17 protein-coding genes are annotated in these 20,789 nt (G+C 55.6%); 12 read left to right on the top strand and 5 right to left on the bottom strand.

Annotation, left to right across the window (positions count from 1 at the left end; translation table 11 throughout):
• Positions 1–269 precede the first annotated feature (269 nt).
• Positions 270–1,034 (top strand): glycosyltransferase, encoded by a 765-nt coding sequence (locus tag RHM65_RS23270; RefSeq protein ID WP_322168367.1) that lies wholly within the window; start codon positions 270–272, stop codon positions 1,032–1,034.
• Positions 1,035–1,082: 48 nt separating this feature from the next.
• On the opposite strand, the gene adhP is transcribed toward RHM65_RS23270, so the two are convergent.
• Together adhP and RHM65_RS23260 are read right to left on the bottom strand one after the other, a co-directional pair.
• Positions 1,083–2,111, bottom strand: a complete 1,029-nt coding sequence (adhP, locus tag RHM65_RS23265; RefSeq protein ID WP_322168370.1) for an alcohol dehydrogenase AdhP — start codon at positions 2,109–2,111, stop codon at positions 1,083–1,085.
• Positions 2,112–2,487: 376 nt separating this feature from the next.
• Positions 2,488–3,018: a hypothetical protein gene (locus tag RHM65_RS23260; RefSeq protein ID WP_322168371.1), complete on the bottom strand. Its 531-nt coding sequence runs from the start codon at positions 3,016–3,018 to the stop codon at positions 2,488–2,490.
• Positions 3,019–3,336: 318 nt separating this feature from the next.
• Between RHM65_RS23260 and RHM65_RS23255 the strand changes: the two genes are divergently transcribed.
• Positions 3,337–4,356: a branched-chain amino acid aminotransferase gene (locus RHM65_RS23255; protein ID WP_322168373.1), complete on the top strand. Its 1,020-nt coding sequence runs from the start codon at positions 3,337–3,339 to the stop codon at positions 4,354–4,356.
• Positions 4,357–4,690: 334 nt separating this feature from the next.
• Here the strand turns inward: RHM65_RS23255 and RHM65_RS23250 are convergent, their stop codons facing one another.
• The gene (locus RHM65_RS23250) at positions 4,691–5,791 is read right to left on the bottom strand and encodes an IS110 family transposase (protein ID WP_322167083.1); all 1,101 of its coding nucleotides are present in this window, start codon (positions 5,789–5,791) and stop codon (positions 4,691–4,693) included.
• Between the two features lie 178 nt (positions 5,792–5,969).
• Between RHM65_RS23250 and RHM65_RS23245 the strand changes: the two genes are divergently transcribed.
• From RHM65_RS23245 to RHM65_RS23200, 10 genes are all read left to right on the top strand, one after another.
• Positions 5,970–6,101 carry a hypothetical protein gene (locus RHM65_RS23245; protein ID WP_322168375.1) on the top strand — a complete coding sequence of 44 codons (132 nt, stop codon included), beginning with the start codon at positions 5,970–5,972 and terminating at the stop codon, positions 6,099–6,101.
• Positions 6,098–6,862, top strand: coding sequence for a zinc ABC transporter ATP-binding protein AztA (gene aztA / locus RHM65_RS23240; RefSeq protein ID WP_322168377.1), 765 nt, complete (start codon positions 6,098–6,100; stop codon positions 6,860–6,862). The genes RHM65_RS23245 and aztA overlap by 4 nt, the downstream gene beginning before the upstream one ends.
• Positions 6,859–7,728, top strand: a complete 870-nt coding sequence (locus tag RHM65_RS23235) for a metal ABC transporter permease (RefSeq protein ID WP_299828461.1) — start codon at positions 6,859–6,861, stop codon at positions 7,726–7,728. Before aztA ends, RHM65_RS23235 begins: the two co-directional genes overlap by 4 nt.
• A gap of 57 nt (positions 7,729–7,785) precedes the next feature.
• The gene (locus RHM65_RS23230; protein WP_322184096.1) at positions 7,786–8,679 is read left to right on the top strand and encodes a metal ABC transporter substrate-binding protein; all 894 of its coding nucleotides are present in this window, start codon (positions 7,786–7,788) and stop codon (positions 8,677–8,679) included.
• Positions 8,680–8,983: 304 nt separating this feature from the next.
• Entirely contained in the window at positions 8,984–9,910 is a 927-nt protein-coding gene (locus RHM65_RS23225; protein ID WP_322168382.1) for a substrate-binding domain-containing protein, read from the top strand.
• A 72-nt stretch (positions 9,911–9,982) separates the two neighbouring features.
• Positions 9,983–11,494 (top strand): sugar ABC transporter ATP-binding protein, encoded by a 1,512-nt coding sequence (locus RHM65_RS23220; RefSeq protein ID WP_322168384.1) that lies wholly within the window; start codon positions 9,983–9,985, stop codon positions 11,492–11,494.
• Positions 11,457–12,452 carry an ABC transporter permease gene (locus RHM65_RS23215; protein WP_322168385.1) on the top strand — a complete coding sequence of 332 codons (996 nt, stop codon included), beginning with the start codon at positions 11,457–11,459 and terminating at the stop codon, positions 12,450–12,452. The genes RHM65_RS23220 and RHM65_RS23215 overlap by 38 nt, the downstream gene beginning before the upstream one ends.
• A 169-nt stretch (positions 12,453–12,621) precedes the next feature.
• Complete coding sequence (locus RHM65_RS23210) at positions 12,622–13,707, top strand: alcohol dehydrogenase catalytic domain-containing protein (RefSeq protein WP_322168387.1); 1,086 nt, start codon at positions 12,622–12,624, stop codon at positions 13,705–13,707.
• A gap of 15 nt (positions 13,708–13,722) precedes the next feature.
• Positions 13,723–15,255 carry an FGGY-family carbohydrate kinase gene (locus tag RHM65_RS23205; RefSeq protein WP_322170820.1) on the top strand — a complete coding sequence of 511 codons (1,533 nt, stop codon included), beginning with the start codon at positions 13,723–13,725 and terminating at the stop codon, positions 15,253–15,255.
• A gap of 79 nt (positions 15,256–15,334) precedes the next feature.
• Positions 15,335–16,072 carry an SDR family oxidoreductase gene (locus RHM65_RS23200; protein WP_322168389.1) on the top strand — a complete coding sequence of 246 codons (738 nt, stop codon included), beginning with the start codon at positions 15,335–15,337 and terminating at the stop codon, positions 16,070–16,072.
• Here the strand turns inward: RHM65_RS23200 and RHM65_RS23195 are convergent.
• Together RHM65_RS23195 and RHM65_RS23190 are read right to left on the bottom strand one after the other, a co-directional pair.
• Entirely contained in the window at positions 16,057–17,073 is a 1,017-nt protein-coding gene (locus RHM65_RS23195) for a LacI family DNA-binding transcriptional regulator (RefSeq protein ID WP_322168391.1), read from the bottom strand. The genes RHM65_RS23200 and RHM65_RS23195 overlap by 16 nt on opposite strands.
• A 117-nt stretch (positions 17,074–17,190) precedes the next feature.
• Positions 17,191–20,721: a glycosyltransferase gene (locus RHM65_RS23190; protein ID WP_322168393.1), complete on the bottom strand. Its 3,531-nt coding sequence runs from the start codon at positions 20,719–20,721 to the stop codon at positions 17,191–17,193.
• Positions 20,722–20,789: the final 68 nt, after the last annotated feature.

Raw genomic sequence — 20,789 nt, 5'->3', positions numbered from 1 at the left:
AGGTACGCGTCGTTTTGAGAAGAGAACTACCGAAGGCTAATCAGCATTTTCTGCGTGTGCGCAGACAGGTAGGGCTGTGTATATAAATAATTATTTAAGTAAATTAATATTTACATTGCTAGGTCGCTGTTTATTTTATTAAAGAAAGTCAGGTTTGTTAACGACACATTTTTCTCATTTACCTAACAACCTCATGACGAACGATCAGTTAAATTCAGGGCGCGCTGATTGCCACGGGCGTCCCACATTCAGGTTTGATCGATCGACCTATGAAAAACTTTAGTATTATATTAGTTAATTACAAGTCCCTCGAACTGACTAAGGCGTGTTTGGATTTGTTACGCGATGGGATGTGCCGTTGGGGTATTCCTGTGTTGGTCGTAGACAATTATTCTGCTGACGCCAGTACTGAGTATTTGCGTACGTTGGATTGGATCACGCTGATTGAGCGCGAAAGGGTTCGGGCGGAAGCCGGCAGCGTCGCACACGGGCGGGCGTTGGACCTCGCCTTAGAACAGGTCAAGACGGAATATGTTTTTTTATTGCACACCGACACTTTTGTGTACGACCTTTCTGTGTTTGACATGATGCTCAGTCAATGTGCAGGTCCGCGAGAAGTTGCCGCAGTGGGGTGTGTTGAACAATTAAATCGAGGCCTAGGTCGTTCCGCTTGGCGATTGGTTTCACGCTGTGTAAAACATTACGCGCGTCGAGCTTTCCAAGCCCTGGGCATAAAATCCAAAGCGCCGAAGCCATTTATGGAAAAGCACTTGAAGAGCTTTTGTGCGCTCTGGAATGTGAGGCTGGTTAAAAAACATGGCTTGCAATTTTTAATGGACGATCGTAACCCCGGTTATGAGTTGCAGGACAGAATGGTGGCGCTGGGATATACGATTAGGTTCATCTCGCCCAGGACGCTGTTTGGTTATCTGGATCACCTGCAAAGCGGCACGGTGTCAGCGGTGGGGGGTTACGCGGGGAGTCACCGAAGGGTCAAGGTCTACAATCAGATGGTTAAACACGCTGGCAAATAATGAAATCGACAAAGCCCGGCATTACGCCGGGCTTGGATTCGTTTGTAATCAGTCCTGCATGTCGATAACCACGCGTCCCTCGATCTGGCCTTCACGCATCCGATCAAACACCGCGTTGACGTTCTCCAGTTTCTCCGTTGAAACCGTCGCTTTTACTTTGCCTTCGCCGGCGAAATCCAATGCCTCTTGAAGGTCCTGACGGGTGCCGACGATAGAACCACGCACCGTGGTGCCGTTCAGTACCATGTCGAAGATCGATATAGGGAACTCACCTGCGGGCAGGCCATTGAGCGCGATAGTGCCGCCGCGACGGGTCATGCCCATGGCTTGTTTAAATGCTATTGGCGAAACCGCAGTAACCAATGCCCCGTGAGCGCCGCCGATGGCGTCTTTCAAAAAGGCAGCAGGGTCATGATGGCGGGCGTTAACCGTGACTTCAGCACCAAGCCTGCGGGCCAGGTCGAGCTTACCGTCGTCAATGTCGACCGCCGCCACGTTCATGCCCATGGCCTTGGCGTATTGAACAGCCATGTGACCCAGGCCGCCGATGCCGGAGATCACCACCCACTGGCCGGGTTTGGTTTCGGTCATCTTCAGGCCTTTGTAAACCGTTACGCCGGCGCACAGGATGGGGGCAATCTCAATGAAACCGACGTTGTCCGGTAATTTGCCGACGAAGTTGGCGTCCGCCAGGGTGTATTCGGCGAATCCACCGTTGACTGAATAACCGCTGTTTTCTTGTTTCTCACACAGGGTTTCCCAGCCGCCGAGGCAATGTTCGCAATGGCCGCAGGTTGAATAGAGCCATGGCACGCCGACCCGATCACCTTCTTTAACGTGTTTAACGCCCGGACCGACGCCGACCACATAACCCACCCCTTCATGACCTGGGATAAACGGTGGGTTGGGTTTGACCGGCCAGTCGCCCTCAGCAGCATGAAGGTCGGTGTGGCAGACGCCGGAAGCCGCGACTTTTACCAATACTTGGCCGTAACCCGGAGTGGGCACAGGTACTTCACGAATTTCCAGTGGTTTGCCGAAGGCATGGACGACTGCGGCTTTCATTGTTTTTTGCATGATAGAAATCCTTTAACGACAGTAGCAAGTAGGGGGTCACGCGTTGGTGATGGCTTCCGGGCTGGGGGGCTGGGGAGGGGCGTCATCGGACTGATTGGAACGCATAAATAAGATCTCCTTGGTTTTGTGTTTTTGTCGGAGCAAGCGTCGGTGCGCTTACAACTCACTCAGCAAGGATTAGGCCAGTGCCGTGAATGGCCTGATTTAGAGGGGGTTTCGAGGTAGGGGGTGGAAGGGCTATCAATGAGGCTGTGGCACATATGGCACAGCCTCAGTGATACGTTGTGCCGTTATTGGTACGGTAAATCGCGGTCAAGGGGATAGGAAAAATGCCGCGTCGGGTGACCCATTGCCCACCCGACGCTGTAACCGGCTTTCAGTTAATCGGGCCGGGCGGTGTGGCCGGCACGATGCGCCAAGGCTCGGAACATTGGCGCACGTTAGGGTAATAACCCTTGGTCGGAACGCAGTAATACCAGTTGGACGCCTGTGACATCGGCGGCGGTGCGGCCGTGGCAGGTTCGGAGACTGGCTGCGAATAGTACGGGTCAACCGCCGGAGCAGGCTGAGCCACCGGGTAGTAAGCAGTAGAAGGGTAGTAGTAGCCGGGTGCGGGGTAGTAATACGTCGGATAGTAATAGGAGTTGGCATACGTCGCGGCGGCATAGCCCACGCCTAATCCGATGCCCAGTCCCCACCATGCGCCGTTGCCATACCAGCCGCCACCGTGATATCCGCCGCCCCGATAATAGCCGCCACCGCCGTGGTAATAATTCCCGCCGCCGTGATACCCGCCACCGTGGTAACCACCGCCTCCATAGGACTGCGCAACCGCTGGGACCGATAATCCCGCGCCGATCACCACCAGTCCCGCAAGAACAAAACGTTTTATCGAATCAATGTTCATGATGTCTGCCAAAGAATTTCACTGCGGCCGTTTTTTGCTGCCTTGCCTTGGTTCTCTCCCGTCCGGTTGCGGACGTGTCAGGCATGCCCCGGGCCGCCGTCAAGGTCAGGAGTCTGTCGTACATGCCATCAAGAATAGGCCCAATTTCGCGATTGCGGTAAGCCAGATGTCGTCAAGTGCCGGCGATCATTCGCCTGATATTTCCTGTCATGCCATTGAGAGGATGCGAGCTGGCCCCTGAATAAAGTATTGTTGCTGCCATCGGATAGAAACGAAAAGCTTGGGTTGTTCAGGCGGTCTTTAAAGGTAGAGGGTGTCATGAGTTACGAAAGCATAAATTGGGACAAGCTGGGTTTCGATTACATCAAAACAGATCTGCGTTATCTGTCGCACTGGCGTAATGGCGCCTGGCAGGAAGGGACGCTGACCGAAGACAACGTGCTGCACATCAGTGAGGGCTCAACGGCGTTGCACTATGGTCAGCAGTGCTTCGAAGGGCTAAAGGCCTATCGTTGCAAAGATGGCTCGATCAACCTGTTCCGCCCAGACCAGAACGCAATGCGCATGCAGCGCAGCTGTGCGCGGTTGTTGATGCCACACGTGTCGACCGAAGATTTCATCGAAGCCTGTAAAAAAGTCGTGCGTGCCAACGAGCGCTTTATTCCACCTTACGGTACTGGCGGCTCCCTCTATCTGCGTCCGTTCATCATCGGCGTGGGCGACAACATCGGCGTGCGCACTGCGCCTGAGTTTATTTTTTCGATCTTCTGCATGCCGGTGGGTGCTTATTTCAAAGGCGGCCTGAAGCCGAACAACTTCCAGATTTCCAGCTTTGACCGCGCCGCCGCCAACGGTACCGGCGCAGCCAAGGTCGGCGGTAACTACGCAGCCAGCCTGCTGCCGAACTCCCAAGCCAAGAAACTGAATTTCGCCGATTGCATTTACCTCGATCCGCTAACGCATTCGAAGATCGAAGAAGTCGGTTCTGCCAACTTCTTCGCCATCACCCACGACGACGTGTTCGTCACCCCGAAGTCGCCGTCGGTATTGCCAGGCATTACTCGCCTGTCGCTGATCGAACTGGCGCAAAGCCGTCTGGGCCTTAAGGTCGTTGAAGGTGATGTGTTCATCGACAAGCTGAGCGACTTCAAGGAAGCCGGCGCCTGTGGTACAGCTGCCGTCATCACGCCTATCGGCGGGATTGATTACAACGACAACCTTCACGTGTTCTTCAGCCAGGAAGAAGTGGGGCCGATCACACAGAAGCTCTACAACGAGCTGACCGGCGTGCAATCGGGGGATATCGAAGGGCCTGAAGGCTGGATTGTTAAGGCCTGATGCCCACAATGACTCTGTAGGAGCCAACGTGTTGGCGAAACGGTGTACCTGACACACCACCTCGCCAACACGCTGGCTCCTATGTATGGACTCGCCTCCACTGTCAACCCGCTTTTAAACACCGCTACCCGGTTGCATCTATGTATAAGGCCTATTCGAGGAAGCCGTCTTCGGCTTCTGGCCAACATTGGTTCAGCTCGCGGTATGCCAATTACATTCAGGCCTCAAGGGCCAGTAGGAGCCAAGGCATCAATCCGCGACGGTCTGACCTGGGGTCAATGTTTTCTAGCAAGGGTTGAAGCGCTTTCGCGCCACGGTGGCAGAACTCTGTGGATCAGTGGCCCATCGCAGCTTGGCCATTGGCCGGTTGGCGGCGATAAGTCTGTTCATTCTGTAGCAGCGCCCAGACGATGCGCAGGTTACGGTTCGCTAACCGGACCGCCGCCTCTTTTCGACCCAGGCGCCCTAACCAGCGCAGCAGCCGCAGATCGTCGGGCTGCTGTGAATCAGGCCGCAGTTGCCTCAACACCGAATGGGCACCCTGAACCATCAAGCTGCGTATGTAGCCATCGCCTCGCTTGCTCATTTTGCCCAGGCGCACCTGCTCCCCGCTGCTGTGCTGCTCAGGCACCATGCCGAAGTAGGCGGCAAACATGCGCGCATTGGAGAAGCGTTCAGGTTCAGTCTGCTTGGCCAGCAGTGCCGTGGCGATAATCGGACCGATACCACGCACGGTCATTAGCCGTTTGGCGGTTTTGTCATCGTTCGCAGCAGTCTCCAGACGGCCAGTCAAGATGTTGATTCGCTCGCCCGTGTGGTGCCATTCACCCAGTAATTCGTCTATCAGTTCGCGCAACATATCGGGCAACGGCTGAGTAGCGTCTTCCAGCACTCGGGGTATGGTTTGGCTGATAGCAACATCGCCCTGCGCCAGCGCAACGCCGTGCTCTAACAGTAAGCCTCGCATCTGATTACTGATCGTTGTACGGCGGCGTACATAACCCTGACGAGCCCGATGCAAGGCCTGCATGGCCAGCGCTGCGGTGCTTTTGATGGGCACAGCCGCAATGCGGCTATCGCGGCCGGCACGCAATATCGCCAGCGCATCGTTGCGATCGTTCTTGGCACCGCTGCGATGATTAGCCACCAACCCCGCTGGAAGAATCCGCGCCAGATTGCCCTGATCCTGGAGCTGCCGCGCCCACGACTGAGCGCCTGGGCCAGTTTCCACCAGCACTATGACCTCTGGCGGCAGGTGACGCAGAAATGTAAAAAACGCTTCGCGCGACTTGATCCGCTCTTCGTAAAGTACATGGCCCAGGGCATCTTCCCCGGCGACCTGGAATACCCGCTTGGCAAGATCGACCGCCACTGTCGTGCAGGCCGATAGAGCGGCAGAAGACAAAGACTGATTAATCGTCGTATTCTTTTTCATGGACTCGCCCTCGCTGTCGTTGGCTTCTTAGACTGCCACCGTGGCGCATTGACGCCTCGGCTTGGGCGAGTCCATCCAATTACAGATTTCGACTTGCCCTTTGATTTTTTTGAAACATCTGGAACCAAACCCGATAAGTTATGTAATACTATAACAAATCGTGTCAGGTTCTCCTCCCGTGAAAGCACCCCTCGCTCCGTCTATTGCCAGCTCAGTGTTGGCCCAATCTGCCTGGAAACGGGTGCTGCTGGCGCTGGCCATGCTCGTGCTGCTATGGGTAGCCATCGTTTGGGCGGTGGCTATTCCATGAGCGCCGCCATCGCGTTGGACAATCTCACCGTCGCCTACGAGCGTCGCCCAGCGGTGCACCACATCAGTGGGCGCTTCGAGGCGGGCAGCCTGACGGCGATCGTCGGGCCAAATGGCGCGGGAAAATCGACCCTGATCAAAGCCATCGCCGGCACCATGAAGCCAGCGTCGGGGCGGGTTGACCTCGGTAAGATCGCCACTCGCACGCTGGGCTATCTGCCACAGGCTGCCGAGATCGACCGCAGTTTCCCACTGAGCGTTTCCGACACCGTGGCCATGGGCGCGTGGCGCAGCATCGGTCCTTTCCGTGGCCTGAGTCGCGACCAAAGCAAACGCACCCGAGACGCACTTCTGGCGGTTGGTCTAGAAGGATTTGAGGCGCGCAGCGTTGGCTCGCTGTCTTCAGGGCAGTTTCAAAGGGTGCTGTTTGCGCGGCTGCTGTTACAAGACGCTGCGGTCATCCTGCTGGACGAACCGTTCACCGCCATTGATGCCCGCACCACCCGCGATTTGCTGGAGTTGGTCCGCGTCTGGCATGGTCAGGGCCGCACGGTGATCGCCGTTCTTCACGACCTGGAGCAAGTTCGCAAGCACTTTCCGCAAACCTTGTTGATGGCCCGCGAAACCATTGCCTGGGGCGCCACCGCCGAGGTGTTGAGCGTCGAAAACCTGCGCAAGGCCCGCAACATGGCCGAATTCTGGAGCGCTGACGCCGACCAATGCGCGACCCACGACGATGACGCCGCAGGTGACCGGTCATGATGCTCTACACCACGTTGGTTGAACCCTTTGTCGAGTTCGGTTTTATGCGCCGCGCGCTGGTTGCGTGCCTGGCATTGGGCATCGGTTCCGGGCCAGTGGGCGTGTTGTTGATGTTGCGGCGCATGAGCCTGGTCGGCGATGCAATGAGCCACGCGGTGTTGCCTGGAGCCGCGGTGGGCTTTTTATTCGCGGGTCTGTCGCTGCCGGCCATGGGTTTCGGCGGATTAATTGCCGGCTTGGCGGTGGCGCTATTGTCCGGGTTGGTCAGCCGACTCACCGCCCTACGTGAAGACGCAAGCTTTGCCAGTTTTTACCTGACATCATTGGCGGCTGGGGTATTGATCGTCTCACTGCACGGTTCAAACGTGGACTTGTTGCATGTGCTGTTCGGCACCATTTTGGCCATCGACTCCAGCGCAATCTATATGGTCGGCGGGATCGCATCGTTCACCCTGATCCTGCTCGCACTGATCTACCGACCGCTGGTGTTGGAGTGTTTCGACCCCGGTTTCTTGAGGGCAGTGGGCGGTCGCGGTTCCCTCTACCATGTGCTTTTTCTGCTGCTGGTGGTGCTGAATTTGGTAGCTGGATTCCAAGCGTTGGGCACCTTGATGGCGGTCGGGATGATGATGCTTCCGGCCACGGCAGCACGTTTTTGGGCCACATCCTTGAGCGCCTTGATGATGATTTCGACACTGGTGGCCACGCTCTCTGGGCTCATCGGCTTGATCGTGTCTTATCACCTGGGCGTCGCATCCGGTCCGGCCATCGTGCTGACCGCCAGTGCGTTTTATGGCTTCTCATTGTTGTTCGGTCGCAGCGGCATTCTGCGTCGATTGTTCCCCAAACCTCACTTGGCTAACTGACCCAACTTTCTAACGCCAGTTCTTAACGCTGCTTCTTACGCAACTTCGAGGATTAACATGAAACAACCCATGCTATCGGGCGCCATGGCAGCCATTGTGCTGTCTGTGTTTTCTAGTTTCGCGTCGGCTAAACAGCTGGAAGCGGTGGCTTCCTTCACCGTCATCGCCGACATGGTGCACACCGTTGGCGGTGATCGGGTTCACGTGACCTCGCTGATTGGCCCCAATGGCGACCCCCACGTGTATGAGCCAAACCCGGCCGACGCTCAAGCGTTGAAAAAAGCTGATCTGACGTTTGTCAGTGGTTTGCACCTGGAAGGTTGGCTGGACCGTTTGATCAAAGCGTCCGGTTATCGCGGTGAGCCCGTGGTGTTATCCACCGGCATCAAGACCCGCAGCATGGAAGAAGATGGCAAGCGCATCACCGACCCACACGCCTGGAACAGCGCCGCCAATGCTGCGATTTACGTGCGCAACATCATTGCCGCGCTGAAGAAAGCCGACCCCGAAGGCGCCGATATCTATCAAGCCAACGGCGACCGTTACACCGCTCAACTGCAAGACCTGGACACCTATGCTCGCGCTCAAGTGCAGGCAATTCCCGTTGCCCAGCGCAAAGTGCTGACCTCCCATGACGCGTTCGGTTACTTCGGCGATGCGTATGGCGTGACCTTCCTCTCACCGCTCGGTTTCTCCACCGAAGCGGAGCCATCGGCGGCGGATGTTTCCAGGTTGATTCGTCAGATCAAGAGCGAGCACGTCAGCGCTTACTTCTTTGAGAACTCCGGTGATCCGCGTCTGGTCAAACAAATCGCCGCCGCCAGCGGCGCTCAACCCGGCGGCGAACTGTACGTTGAAGCCCTGTCCCCAGCCGATGGCCCCGCCGCGACTTATGCACAGATGTTTCGCTACAACGTCGACAAGTTGACCGCAGCGATGCGGAGAAAATAGGCTCACATCATCTTTGTAAGCCAACTTGTTGGAGAAGCGATGTGTCTGAGACATCGCTTCAACCGTTTCGCCAACAAGTTGGCCCCTTGGGGCTGTAGCAAACCAGAAAATATTCTATACAAACACTGCTCACTAACCCCTTGAATATCCTGAAATCGGCGCTGCAATAGCACCCATCTGCCATCATCCTGCCCGCTAATTCCTTCTCTCCCCACCTTGCTGACCTCCGATTCCTTTGCTACTTTATTTGAAAATGTTAACGATGACATTTTTAAAAAAAATAAAAACAAGAAGGAAATCGTCCATGGTAAAGCTCCCTAAAGCTCTGTGTTTACTGGCGTTAAGCATCAGCTGTGGCATCGCCACGGGTGCTTTTGCCGACAGCAAGACCGGCCCGCTGAAAGTCGGCGTGTCCTTCCAGGAAATCAACAATCCCTACTTCGTCACCATGAAGGACGCGTTGACCGACGCGACCAAAACCATCGGTGCGCAACTGATCGTCACTGACGCCGGTCATGATGTCTCCAAGCAGGTCAGCGATATCGAAGACATGCTGCAACAGGGCATCGATATTCTGCTGATCAATCCGACTGACTCTGTAGGTGTGCAATCGGCTGTACAAGCCGCACACAAAGCCGGGGTCGTAGTCGTTGCCGTAGATGCACAGGCGAAGGGGCCGCTGGATTCATTCGTCGGTTCAAAAAACGTTGATGCCGGCTACCAGGCCTGTGAGTACCTGGCTCAGCACATCGGTGATGCCGGTGATGTAGGTATTCTTGATGGCATTGCGGTAGTGCCGATTCTTGATCGCGTTAAGGGGTGTAAGGACGCACTGTCCAAACACCCGAAAATCAAGATTGTCAGCATCCAAAACGGCAAGCAAGAGCGTGATCAGGCGCTGACCGTGACTGAAAACATGCTCCAGGCGCAGCCGGGTCTGAAAGGCTTGTTCAGCGTCAATGACACCGGCGCATTGGGCGCGCTTTCCGCCATCGAAGCGAGCGGGCTCGACGTCAAACTGGTGAGCGTTGACGGCGCGCCGGAAGCGATCAAGGCCATCCTCAAACCGGGCAGCAAGTTCATTGCGACCTCAGCACAGTATCCTCGTGACCAAGTGCGTTTGGCGTTAGGCATCGCGCTGGCCAAAAAGTGGGGCGCGCAGGTGCCAGCCACTATCCCGGTGGACATCGCGCTGATCGACCAGAGCAAAGCGAAAGACTTTAGCTGGTAAGCGATACCTGCTCCGTGGCGGTTCACGGAGCAGGGCTTACGAACTCGAAGGATTGGCGCGGAGCACCTGAGCATGAGCAGTCTTCTTAAACTTGAAAATATCTGCAAGAGCTACCCCGGCGTGCAGGCGCTCAGCGCGATCAACCTGCAAGTTGAACGGGGCGAAATCCACGCCTTGCTCGGCGAAAACGGCGCTGGTAAATCAACCCTGATGAAGATTCTGGTGGGCGTCGAGCATCAGGATGAAGGCAGTATTTTGATCGATGGTCAGGCGCAGCAGTTCGCGACCTATAACGATGCGATTGCCGCCGGAATCGGCATCGTCTTTCAAGAGTTCAGCCTGATTCCTTACTTGGACGCCGTGGAAAATATTTTCCTCGGTCACGAATGGGTCAACCGTTTTGGCCTGCTGCGTAAAAGTGACATGGAGGTCAAGGCGCGGGAGTTGTTTAAGCGGCTCGGGGTGACCATCAACCTTCATTGCCCGGTGAAAGCCCTAAGCGTTGCCGAACAACAGTTTGTCGAAATCGCCAAGGCGCTGAACCTTGATGCGCGTTTGTTGGTGCTCGACGAACCCACCGCCACCCTGACTCCCAGCGAAGCCGAATTACTGTTCGACATCATGCGCGAACTCAAGCGCCAAGGCGTGGCGGTGATTTTTATCTCTCACCATTTGGAAGAGATTTTCCAAGTATGTGACCGCATCAGTGTGCTGCGCGATGGCAAAAACGTCGGTGTCACCGACGTGGCTGACAGCGACATCGACCGCTTGGTTGAGATGATGGTCGGTCGCCGTCTGGAAAACAGTTTTCCGCCGAAATCCCAGACCGAGCGCGGTGCGGTGCTGTTGCAGGTGGACGATATTCAACTGACCCGCAACGGTCCGCATAACCGCTTTGATTTGCATCAGGGCGAAATTCTGGGTTTCGCCGGGTTGGTGGGATCGGGGCGTACCGAACTGGCACTGGGCATTCTCGGTGCGATTCCGGTGATCGCTAAAACCGTACGGCTGCGCGGCCAGCAGGTGGCGTTGCGCGACCCGGCCGAGGCCTTAAAACTGGGCATCGGGTTACTGCCGGAAAGCCGCAAGAGCGAGGGGCTGATTGTTGATTTCAGCATCCGCGAAAACATCTCCCTGAATAACCTGAAGAAGTACGAAAACCGTGGCGGATTGCTGGACACAAGCAAAGAAACCCACACCACCCAAGGGCTGATGAGCCAGTTGGCAATCAAGGCGCCCAGCTGTGAAAGCCGGGTGTTCAACCTCAGCGGCGGGAATCAGCAGAAGGTCGTGATTGCCCGCTGGATTAACCATCACTGCGACATTCTGGTGTTTGACGAGCCAACCCGTGGGATTGATGTGGGTGCCAAAGCCGAGATCTACGCCTTGATGCGCAAGCTCACCGAGAAAGGTTTCGCGATCATCATGATTTCTTCGGAACTGCCCGAGATCATTGGCATGTGTGACCGCGTCGCGGTGTTTCACAAAGGGGCGATCGTCAGCGTATTGGAATCGTCCGACGTCAATCCGCAGGAGGTCATGCGCCATGCAACGGGGAACACTCAACGTGAATACGTCCATTAACACCCTCGGCGGCGCGGTGCTGCGCCTTAATCTGGCCAAGCTCATGCGCTCACCGGCCTTTCTGCCGTTTGTGGGCCTGGTGATCGTGACCCTGGTGATGGTCTTTGCCAGCGATAAATTTCTCACCTCGGCAAACCTGGCAAACATCGGTCGTCAGGTGTCGATCAACGCGATCATCGCCGTGGGCATGACCTGCGTGATTTTGACCGGCGGCATCGACTTGTCGGTGGGTCCGGTCATGGCCTTATCCGGCACCTTGACCGCAGGCTTGATGGCCGCAGGCCTGCCACCGCCGTTGGCGATTGGTGCTGGAATGTTGATCGGTATCGCTTTTGGCCTGGGCAACGGGCTGTTCGTCGCTTACCTGCAGATGCCACCGATCATCGTGACCTTGGCCACCATGGGCATCGCCCGCGGACTGGGCTTGATGTACACCGATGGCTACCCGATTTCCGGCCTGCCGGACTGGTTTGGGTTTTTCGGTCGCGAGAGCTTGTTCGGCGTTCAAGTGCCGATTTTGATCATGTTGCTCACGTACTTCTTCGCATACGTGCTGCTGCAACACACGCGAATTGGCCGCTATATCTATGCCATTGGCGGCAACGAAGAAGCGGTGCGTTTGTCCGGGGTACGGGCGGCGCGCTTCAAGTTGCTGGTGTACGGCATCAGTGGCCTGACCGCCGCCATAGCGGGTCTGGTATTGACCTCGCGATTGATGAGCGGCCAGCCCAACGCCGGGGTGTCGTTCGAACTCGATGCGATTGCCGCCGTGGTGCTCGGCGGCGCCTCAATTGCCGGTGGTCGCGGGGTGATTCTCGGGACGTTGGTGGGCGCATTACTGCTGGGCGTCCTCAACAACGGCCTGAACATGCTGGGTGTTTCGCCCTACGTCCAAAGTGTGATCAAGGGCGGGATCATTTTGTTGGCGATCTACATCAGCCGCCAGCGGCATAAATAGATCAAACCTGTAGGAGCGCGCTTGCCCGCGATGGACCGCGAAGCGGTCCCAATGTGCAACCCAGTTCAGACCGGAAAACCGAGTTGCCTCATTTTCAACTACTGCGTAGCCGATCGCGGGCAAGCGCGCCCCTACAACGATAACTACACGCTGATAAAGGTAGAGCCTCATGAACGATAAACCTGAACACGCCATGCAAGCCGTTGTTTGCCACGGCCCTAAAGACTATCGCCTGGAGCAGATCGCCAAGCCCCAAGCGCGGATTAACGAACTGGTGATTCGCATCGCCGCCTGCGGGATTTGCGCCAGCGATTGCAAATGCCACTCCGGCGCAGCGATGTTTTGGGGCGGCGAGAGCCCGTGGGTCAAGGCGCCCGTGGTACCGGGCCATGAATTTTTCGGCTACGTCGTCGAAGCGGGCGAGGGTGCTGAAGAGCACTTCGGCGTGCAGATCGGCGACAAGGTGATCGCTGAGCAAATCGTGCCCTGCGACAAGTGCCGTTTCTGCAAAACCGGCAAGTATTGGATGTGCGAAGTGCACAATATCTTTGGCTTCCAGCGCGAAGTGGCCGAGGGCGGTATGGCGCAATACATGCGCATCCCCAAGACCGCCATCGTCCACAAGATTCCCGAATCGGTGAGCCTGGAAGATTCGGCGCTGATCGAGCCAATGTCCTGCGCGATTCACACCGTTAACCGAGGTGACATTCAACTCGACGATGTGTTGGTCATTGCTGGGGCAGGCACCCTTGGCTTGTGCATGGTGCAGATCGCCGCGCTGAAGACCCCGAAAAAGCTGGTGGTCATCGACATGGTTGATGAGCGCCTGGAGCTGGCGCTGAAGCTCGGTGCCGACGTGGTGATCAACCCGTCCCGGGACAACGCCCGAGCGGTTATCAACAGCCTTACCGACAACTACGGTTGCGACGTGTACATCGAAACCACCGGGGTACCCGCAGGTGTCACCCAAGGTCTGGAGTTGATCCGCAAACTCGGTCGTTTTGTCGAGTTCAGCGTGTTCGGTGCTGAAACCAGTGCTGACTGGTCGATCATCGGCGACCGCAAGGAACTTGACGTGCGTGGCGCGCATTTGGGCCCGTATTGCTATCCGGTTGCCATCGACTTGTTCGAGCGCGGTTTGATCACCTCAAAAGGCATCGTTACCCACGATTTTGGTTTGGATGACTATGCCGAAGCCTTCGCCCTGGCAGACTCGGTGAAGTCAATCAAAGTGCTGTTGAAGCCCGTAATCTAGAGCGCGAACGCCATGATGAACTATGTAATCGGTGTGGACGTCGGCACGCAAAGCACCAAGGCGCTGCTGGTCGACAGCACGGGCAACATCGTCGCTCAGCACAGTCAAGGTTACCGGGTCGACACGCCAAAATTGCGCTGGGCCGAACAATGGCCGCAGGTCTGGCTCGACGCGGTTGAATCCTGCGTTGCGCGCTGCGTGGGTATGGCTGGCGTTGCGAAAGAACAGATCAAAGCGCTGTGCATCAGCAGTTTGTACGGCGGATCCGGGATTGCCGTGGACGCCAATATGCAGCCGCTGCACCCGTGCCTGATCTGGATGGACCGGCGCGCGGAAGAACAGGTTGAGTGGGTTCGGCAACACGTCGATCTGGAGCGCCTGTATCAAATTACCGGCAACTCGGTGGACAGTTATTACGGCTTCACCAAAATGCTCTGGCTCAAGCAACATAAGCCAGAAGTGTGGGCCAAAATGCGTTACCTGCTGCCGCCCAACAGTTACCTCAACTATTGCCTGACCGGCGAGATCGCCGTGGACCACAGTTCGGCGGGCAACATCGGCGGTGTTTATGACGTTGCTGAGCGTCGCTGGTCTCAAGAGCTGCTCGCGGCCTTGGGCATCCCCTCGGAAATGATGCCTGAGCGGCTGCTGTATTCCGGCGAAGCGGTGGGTGGATTGCTCGGCAGCTGGGCTGAGCGCTTGGGATTACAGACAGGAACACCGGTGTTGGCCGGTGGCGTCGATGCGGCCATGGCAACCTTTGCCGCCGGCGTTACCCAGCCGGGCAACCACGTGGCCATGATTGGCACCAGCATGTGCTGGGGCTATTTGAATCAGCAGGTGGATGCACGCCACGGGTTGGTCAGCATGCCCCACGTGTATAACGGTCAAAAGGACCTCTATATTTTTGGCGGAGCCATCACCGCCGGGGCGTCGATCAGTTGGTTTCGCGAGCAGTTTTGTCAGGCCGAAGAGCAGCAGGCGCTGGACACCGGGGAAGACAGCCACGTACTGCTCGAGCGTTTGGCGCAAAAGATTCCAGCGGGCAGCGAAGGTTTGCTGTTCTTGCCCTATTTGATGGGCGAGCGCAGCCCAATCTGGGACGCCAAAGCCAGCGGCAGTTTCGTCGGATTGACCCTGTATCACAGCCGTATTCACCTGTACCGCGCGGTGCTGGAAGGGGTCAGCTTTGCGTTGCGGCACAACATCGAAGCCGGGGCACGCGGCGCGCATTCCCTGGACCCTCGGTTGATTGTGGTGGGTGGCGCTAGTCATTCAGACCTGTGGATGCAGATCATCGCTGACATCACCCACTACCCGGTTTACACCATCGTCCAGGACGTCGAAGCGGCAATGGGCGCCGCCTTGTTGGCGGCGCACAGCGTGGGTCTGGTGGATGACCAGCAGGTTGATGAAGGCTGGATCAAGCTACGCCTGCGCGCTGAGCCGGTGGCCGAACATGTCGCCGTTTACGACGCGGCATTTGCCGACTACCTGAACCTGTACCCGGCGCTTAGACCGATCATGCACCGTTTGCAGCAGGCTTAATCCGGGTATCTGTAGGAGCCAACAAGTTGGCTCCTTGAGACTCTGTTTTATTGGGTAACACCACTCAGAGGTTTGCAGCATGGATCGGATGTCTTTCGACTTTAGTGATCAACGCTTTTTGGTGACCGGTGCCAGCAGCGGCATTGGTTGGGAAGTGGTGCAACAACTGCTGGCCGCGGGTGCCGAAGTCTTTGCGATTGGCCGTGAACCCTCGGCATTGAAGCAACTGGAAGCGCAGGGCTGCCATGTCCTGCGTTTGGACATCGCCGACAGTGCGGCCCTTGAAGTGGCATTGAGCACGTTTCCGGCCCTGCACGGGTTGGTCAATTGCGCCGGCATCGCCAACCTTGAAGCAGCTGATTCAGTCACCGCCGAGTCGTTTGATCAGGTGATGGCAGTCAATGCTCGCGCAGCCGCTCTCGTCGCAGGCCGGGTAGCGAAAAGCATGATCGCGGCGGGGATTGCCGGCAGCATCGTCAATGTGTCGAGCCAGGCGTCGCTGGTGGCATTGGATGATCATCTGAGTTATTGCGCGTCGAAAGCGGCGCTGGATGCCATGACCCGGGTGCAATGTGCGGAGTGGGGCAAGTTTGGGATTCGGGTCAACAGTGTCAACCCGACGGTAACCCTGACGCCCATGGCGCAACAGGTCTGGAGCGCCCCGGAAAAACGCGACCCAGCGTTGGCGGCGATTCCCCTCGGACGCTTTGCTGAAACAGCGGAAGTGGCCCGACCGATTCTGTTTTTGCTAAGCGAAGCCGCGTCGATGATCAGCGGCGTGAGCCTAGCGATCGATGGCGGTTACACCAGCCGCTGAATCCCGGTTTCCAACTCACCGACAATCACCACCTGTTCCTGCGGCGCATGGGGTTGGTGGATGCGTTTGAGCAACAGACTCACGGCGCTGGTGCCAGCCCGTTCGGCATCGTGAGCAATACAGGCAATCGGCACGCCGAAAATATCGGCAAACGGCAGCCGGTCGATACCGCAGATCACCACACTGTCGTGGGCGATATTCATGTCGCGCAATGCGCTCATGGCGCCCAGGGTGATGAGTTGATTGAAGCCAAAAATCGCGTCTGGCCGGCTATGAGCCAAGTAGGCGAGGGTGGCTTGGTGTGAAGGTTCAAGTGTGTAATCGCCAGGGCAAACGTCCACCTGCACCGGCCTACCGTGGCCTTCAAGGCCGGCGCGAAACCCACTCAAGCGTTGTTCGGTGATGTGTGAGTGCTCAGGGCCGGTCAACACAAGCAAACGCTCGATATTCGGGTTCTGCCCAAGCAGGTACCGGGCACCTTTGAAACCGCTTTGATAATTGTCCAGGGCGACCTGGCTGAACGCGCTGTTGTGCAGCACCCGGTCGAGCATGACGACCGGTGTTTCGCCTGAACTCAAGCGCGCCAGGTAATCCGGTTGATAGCCCGGCTCATCCGAGACCGGCGACAAGATGATCCCGGCCACACGGTAGCTCAACAGCGTTTCCACGGCTTTGGTTTCCAGCTCGTCCAAGCCATCGGTGTCCACCAGCATGATGGTGTAGCCGTGCTTTTTCGCTTCTCGGGAAATTGCCTTGATCATCACGCTGTAAAACGGGTTATCCACAGACGCAGTGATCACCCCAAGGATCAGGCTTTCACTGCTCTTCAGGCCGCGAGCAAACGCATTCGGCACGTAATCAAGCTCACGGGCCACCTCAAGTATCCGCGCCAAGGTGGCGGGCTTGACCAAGTCAGGCTTGTTCAACGCCCGCGACACCGTGGTCGGCGTCATATTCACCCGCCTGGCGATGTCGCTGATGCTGACTGGGATTTTTTTCATTGAGAGGCTTGAGGTCTGAGGAAAGTCTGGGTACCCATGAGTTCCGCCGTCAACATCATCTACGACGGTGTTGATGGCGAGAAGCCCAAGTGTACCCAGACATGACCGTTATCACTATCAGTCAGGCAACCAGGCGGCTAACCAATGATCAGCGTGGTCTTTATCGAGCATCCAATTGCCTGTGACCTGACGATGCAATTCATCACCCATGTGATCAGACGCGTCGGCGTCGTTGATATGGGCGCGGATGGCTTCTACCCATGCCGCAGTCGTGGTTTTTACCCGTGTGATGTTCAAACTATCTTGGAAACAACGGATGTCGCTGGCGATAACCGGTATTCCAAAAGCGCCGTACTTCAGCACCATCAGATTACTTCTGAGTTCGTTGGACAGGGTTTGTTTGAGCGGTATGAGTGCCAGGTCTAAGTTCAGGCTTGCCAGCGACGCGGGGTAACCTTCAACGAAGGGCAAGGGTCGACAATCATGGACATAGGGTCTTATTGCTAACGGACAATCACCCATAACGACCCATTCGACTTCATGGGCGAGAATTTTCACTACGTCAATAAGGAGTTCCAGGTCATCCAGTTGTTGCGCTTCACCCACCCAACCAACTCTCAGTTTATTGCCTTGACGGCGTAACGATTGATGGCCAAGCCACCAGTCCGACGTCAGGCGATCTTCCAAGATGTGAATATTTGAATGCATGCTCGACAGCGCATCAGCAAGCCCCGCCGAGGAAACCACAACCCTATCAACCAAATTCAAACAGCTGCGAAGCGCTTGGAGCGATTGCACGTTATCGACGTTATCTATGGAAAGTGGATATTCGTCCATTTCGTATACGGTGTAGGCTTTTGAATATGCGTGGAACAGGCGCAACGATTCCAGACCGTGTTCATCCAGGTGCCGCTGAAGAATAACTGAATCAGGATTGAACTGAGCCAGTTCGCTCATCGACAGCAGTGTTGGAGTGGACGCGCCGTCAAGGCGAAGGGTGTCGCGCAATGTCTCAAACGGTTTTATCAACCGATAGGCGGCAGAACCCCACGGTGCCGCTGGATGACACAGTACCACCGGCAGCGGCCGCCACGAGAGCGGTCGCCATGTCAGGTCACTGTTGAATTGCAGGTGGAAATCAGCGCCCGTCAGGGAGAAATTCTTATTGTAAGCAGGGTCGTTGCCGATAATGGGTAACCACTTGGCATACAGCCCCTCTTCGCCGTTTTTCAAATCCAGGGTGTCGGCTTCCTCCGAGCCTGCCGTATTTAAGCGTGGTTCATACAGCAGCGACGCATGCGGCGTCCAAACGACTAGAAGGTCGTGTGCCCCAACTTTCAGACACAGGTCGACATCGCTGTAGGCGCTGCCAAACTGCACTTCGTCCAAGCCGTCGACCTCGTTAAAGAGTGACGTGCGAACCATGAGACACGCGGCGGAAACGGCACTGTAATTCTGGTCCACCTCCAGGCGCTGCATATAGCTAGGGCCCAAATGTGGTTGTTGCATGAATACACTTTGCACCGGCCCATTTAACCCTAAAACAAAACCGGCATGTTGAATATTGCCCTCGGCATCTAATAACTTGGCACCTACAATACCGACCTCTGGGCGCATGGCGTGGTTGAGCAATTCATCAAGCCAGGAATTTTGGAGAATCGCCGTCTCATCGTTGAGCAGGACAAGGTATTCACCCTTAGCATGTCGTGCTGCCAGGTTGTTGCTCGCTGAATAATTCAACGTATGCGCACATCTCACCACTTTGATTTTTTCGCTGCCCATGCTCTCGATCCCGGCCAGCCAGTCAACGGTATCGGGGTCTTGGCTGTGGTTATCGATAATCAAGAGTTCGTATTGCTGGTAAGTGGTTTTTTCTAAAATGCTTTCTACGCAACGAATCAAGCTGTTTAGATGGCCGTTCAAGGTAATGACTATCGATACAACCGGTACAGCAGCATGACCGTATTGGATATGGTAGCGCCGGGGTAATGTCTGAATGACCTGGCTATTTTCATAACCCCGGACATGAAGGTGGCGTTGGAGCGTTGAGTGTTCATCAGCGTTTTGCTCTGCGCTAGGTGCATCGCAAACCAGCAAAGGCTCACTGATATGCCCGAATCCTTCCATCCCGTGGCGTTCGATCAATCTAAGAATTAGGTCGAACTCCAAGGCGTGAGGAACATGCGGGTCAAGTCCACCTACATTAAGGAACGCAGCCCGATGGAATAACCAGTGTTTGGACGTGACGAGGGGGAAACTTAGCAGGTAGTCAAGGTTGAAATCTGGACGCAGTACAGGTCCTGGTGCATCTCCAGGCTGGCGATAAAGTTCGTCGGCGTACACTGCTTGGTTAGTGGTAATGGCCGTCAATTGCAGGGCGACCGACTGTAGGCCACTGTGGGTAAACGTTGTGCCTGCGTCGATTAAGATAATCCATTGCGCACTACTGGACTGAGCAACCAAGTCATTGATAACCAGTGAGCGGTTATCCACCGTTGCTTCTGCCCACATCAATGCCGTGCCAAAATCTTTATCGGGAAGGTCGTCGTAAGCCGACAGCACAACAACGCACAGCCCGGTAATCTTGGATTCGTTCGTAGACAGGCTAGTCAACGAACTCAGTAATTTTTTCGCGTCGTTGTCCAAATTAGAAATGACAATTAGAAATGTGGGGGCTCCAGGTTTGCTTAGGCGCTGATCTAACAGCAGGCGCTGACCGGCAGGGGTTACTCGTTTTTTTAACCATCCTTGAACATTGATGGCGCTGTCGGTCGTAACAGCGTTAGGAACGAAAATTTTGAGCAGGTTGAAAGGTTTAAAATTCAGAGGGTCGCCAAACGGCGCTACGCCTATTAAACAATTAGCGATCTCGTGATTTATCCAGCCTAATTCGTCTAATGTTTGCTTGAGAAATTGATGGTCGTCCCACCCGAGGGTGTTATTCTCGCGCAGGTGGTGGCTGAACTGAACCGTGGAGATACGAAAGTAAGACAGTGTAGTTTTGATGATTGCCAAGTTGCCAGCGCGTAGCAACTTCACGTAAATGGTCAAATCTCCCAACGTTTTGCTGACTCTCCCATTTAATGACATGAGATCATCACCGAAGGCTAATACATCTGCCCGCCGAAACATGACGCATGAAGGTTCGCCGATAAAGTTAATAATATGTTGGCCTAAAAACGAAACCAACGACTTCCCTTCTATAATCGTATTTTGATCAAATGGAAAGAATATGGCGCGGTCTACTGGGCTAAAGTCATCATTTTCATCGATGAACTGGCGGCGCGAACTCGCCAAAATGACTTCAGGATTACGCTCCAGCACATCGACCAGCAGGCGCACGCAATCGGGGAGAATAATGTCATCGTCATATAAGAATTTTATGTAATGCCCTTTGGCCTCTGCAATGCACCGCGCCGCGTTCTTTGTTTCACCCAGCCGTACTTCATTTCGAAAATAGCGGATCGGCCAATGACTGGTTTTTTGTATTCTTTCGACAATGATGGCAATTTCTTCGGTTGGGCAATCATCACAGATAACGATTTCGATTTCATCGTAATTCTGACTCAGCGCGCTGGCTATGCTTGCCTCGAAGTAAATGGCTTTGTAGGCGGGAATAGCAATACTGACCAGTCGAGAGGGCTTCATCTATATACCTAATTCTAAAACAGGAATTCTTATTCAGGGGCATTCGATCATGACTCAAGCGCCGATTG

The sequence above is a fragment of the Pseudomonas sp. CCI4.2 genome (assembly GCF_034350045.1).
GTDB lineage: Bacteria > Pseudomonadota > Gammaproteobacteria > Pseudomonadales > Pseudomonadaceae > Aquipseudomonas.
This window is presented reverse-complemented; position numbering and strand designations above follow the sequence as displayed.

Bases quoted from the DNA above. Each gene is read 5' to 3' on its own strand.
- RHM65_RS23270 (WP_322168367.1), top strand. From the start codon at position 270: ATGAAAAACTTTAGTATTATATTAGTTAATTACAAGTCCCTCGAACTG.
- adhP (WP_322168370.1), bottom strand. From the start codon at position 2,111: ATGCAAAAAACAATGAAAGCCGCAGTCGTCCATGCCTTCGGCAAACCA.
- RHM65_RS23260 (WP_322168371.1), bottom strand. From the start codon at position 3,018: ATGAACATTGATTCGATAAAACGTTTTGTTCTTGCGGGACTGGTGGTG.
- RHM65_RS23255 (WP_322168373.1), top strand. From the start codon at position 3,337: ATGAGTTACGAAAGCATAAATTGGGACAAGCTGGGTTTCGATTACATC.
- RHM65_RS23250 (WP_322167083.1), bottom strand. From the start codon at position 5,791: ATGAAAAAGAATACGACGATTAATCAGTCTTTGTCTTCTGCCGCTCTA.
- aztA (WP_322168377.1), top strand. From the start codon at position 6,098: ATGAGCGCCGCCATCGCGTTGGACAATCTCACCGTCGCCTACGAGCGT.
- RHM65_RS23235 (WP_299828461.1), top strand. From the start codon at position 6,859: ATGATGCTCTACACCACGTTGGTTGAACCCTTTGTCGAGTTCGGTTTT.
- RHM65_RS23230 (WP_322184096.1), top strand. From the start codon at position 7,786: ATGAAACAACCCATGCTATCGGGCGCCATGGCAGCCATTGTGCTGTCT.
- RHM65_RS23225 (WP_322168382.1), top strand. From the start codon at position 8,984: ATGGTAAAGCTCCCTAAAGCTCTGTGTTTACTGGCGTTAAGCATCAGC.
- RHM65_RS23220 (WP_322168384.1), top strand. From the start codon at position 9,983: ATGAGCAGTCTTCTTAAACTTGAAAATATCTGCAAGAGCTACCCCGGC.
- RHM65_RS23215 (WP_322168385.1), top strand. From the start codon at position 11,457: ATGCAACGGGGAACACTCAACGTGAATACGTCCATTAACACCCTCGGC.
- RHM65_RS23210 (WP_322168387.1), top strand. From the start codon at position 12,622: ATGAACGATAAACCTGAACACGCCATGCAAGCCGTTGTTTGCCACGGC.
- RHM65_RS23205 (WP_322170820.1), top strand. From the start codon at position 13,723: ATGAACTATGTAATCGGTGTGGACGTCGGCACGCAAAGCACCAAGGCG.
- RHM65_RS23200 (WP_322168389.1), top strand. From the start codon at position 15,335: ATGGATCGGATGTCTTTCGACTTTAGTGATCAACGCTTTTTGGTGACC.
- RHM65_RS23195 (WP_322168391.1), bottom strand. From the start codon at position 17,073: ATGAAAAAAATCCCAGTCAGCATCAGCGACATCGCCAGGCGGGTGAAT.
- RHM65_RS23190 (WP_322168393.1), bottom strand. From the start codon at position 20,721: ATGAAGCCCTCTCGACTGGTCAGTATTGCTATTCCCGCCTACAAAGCC.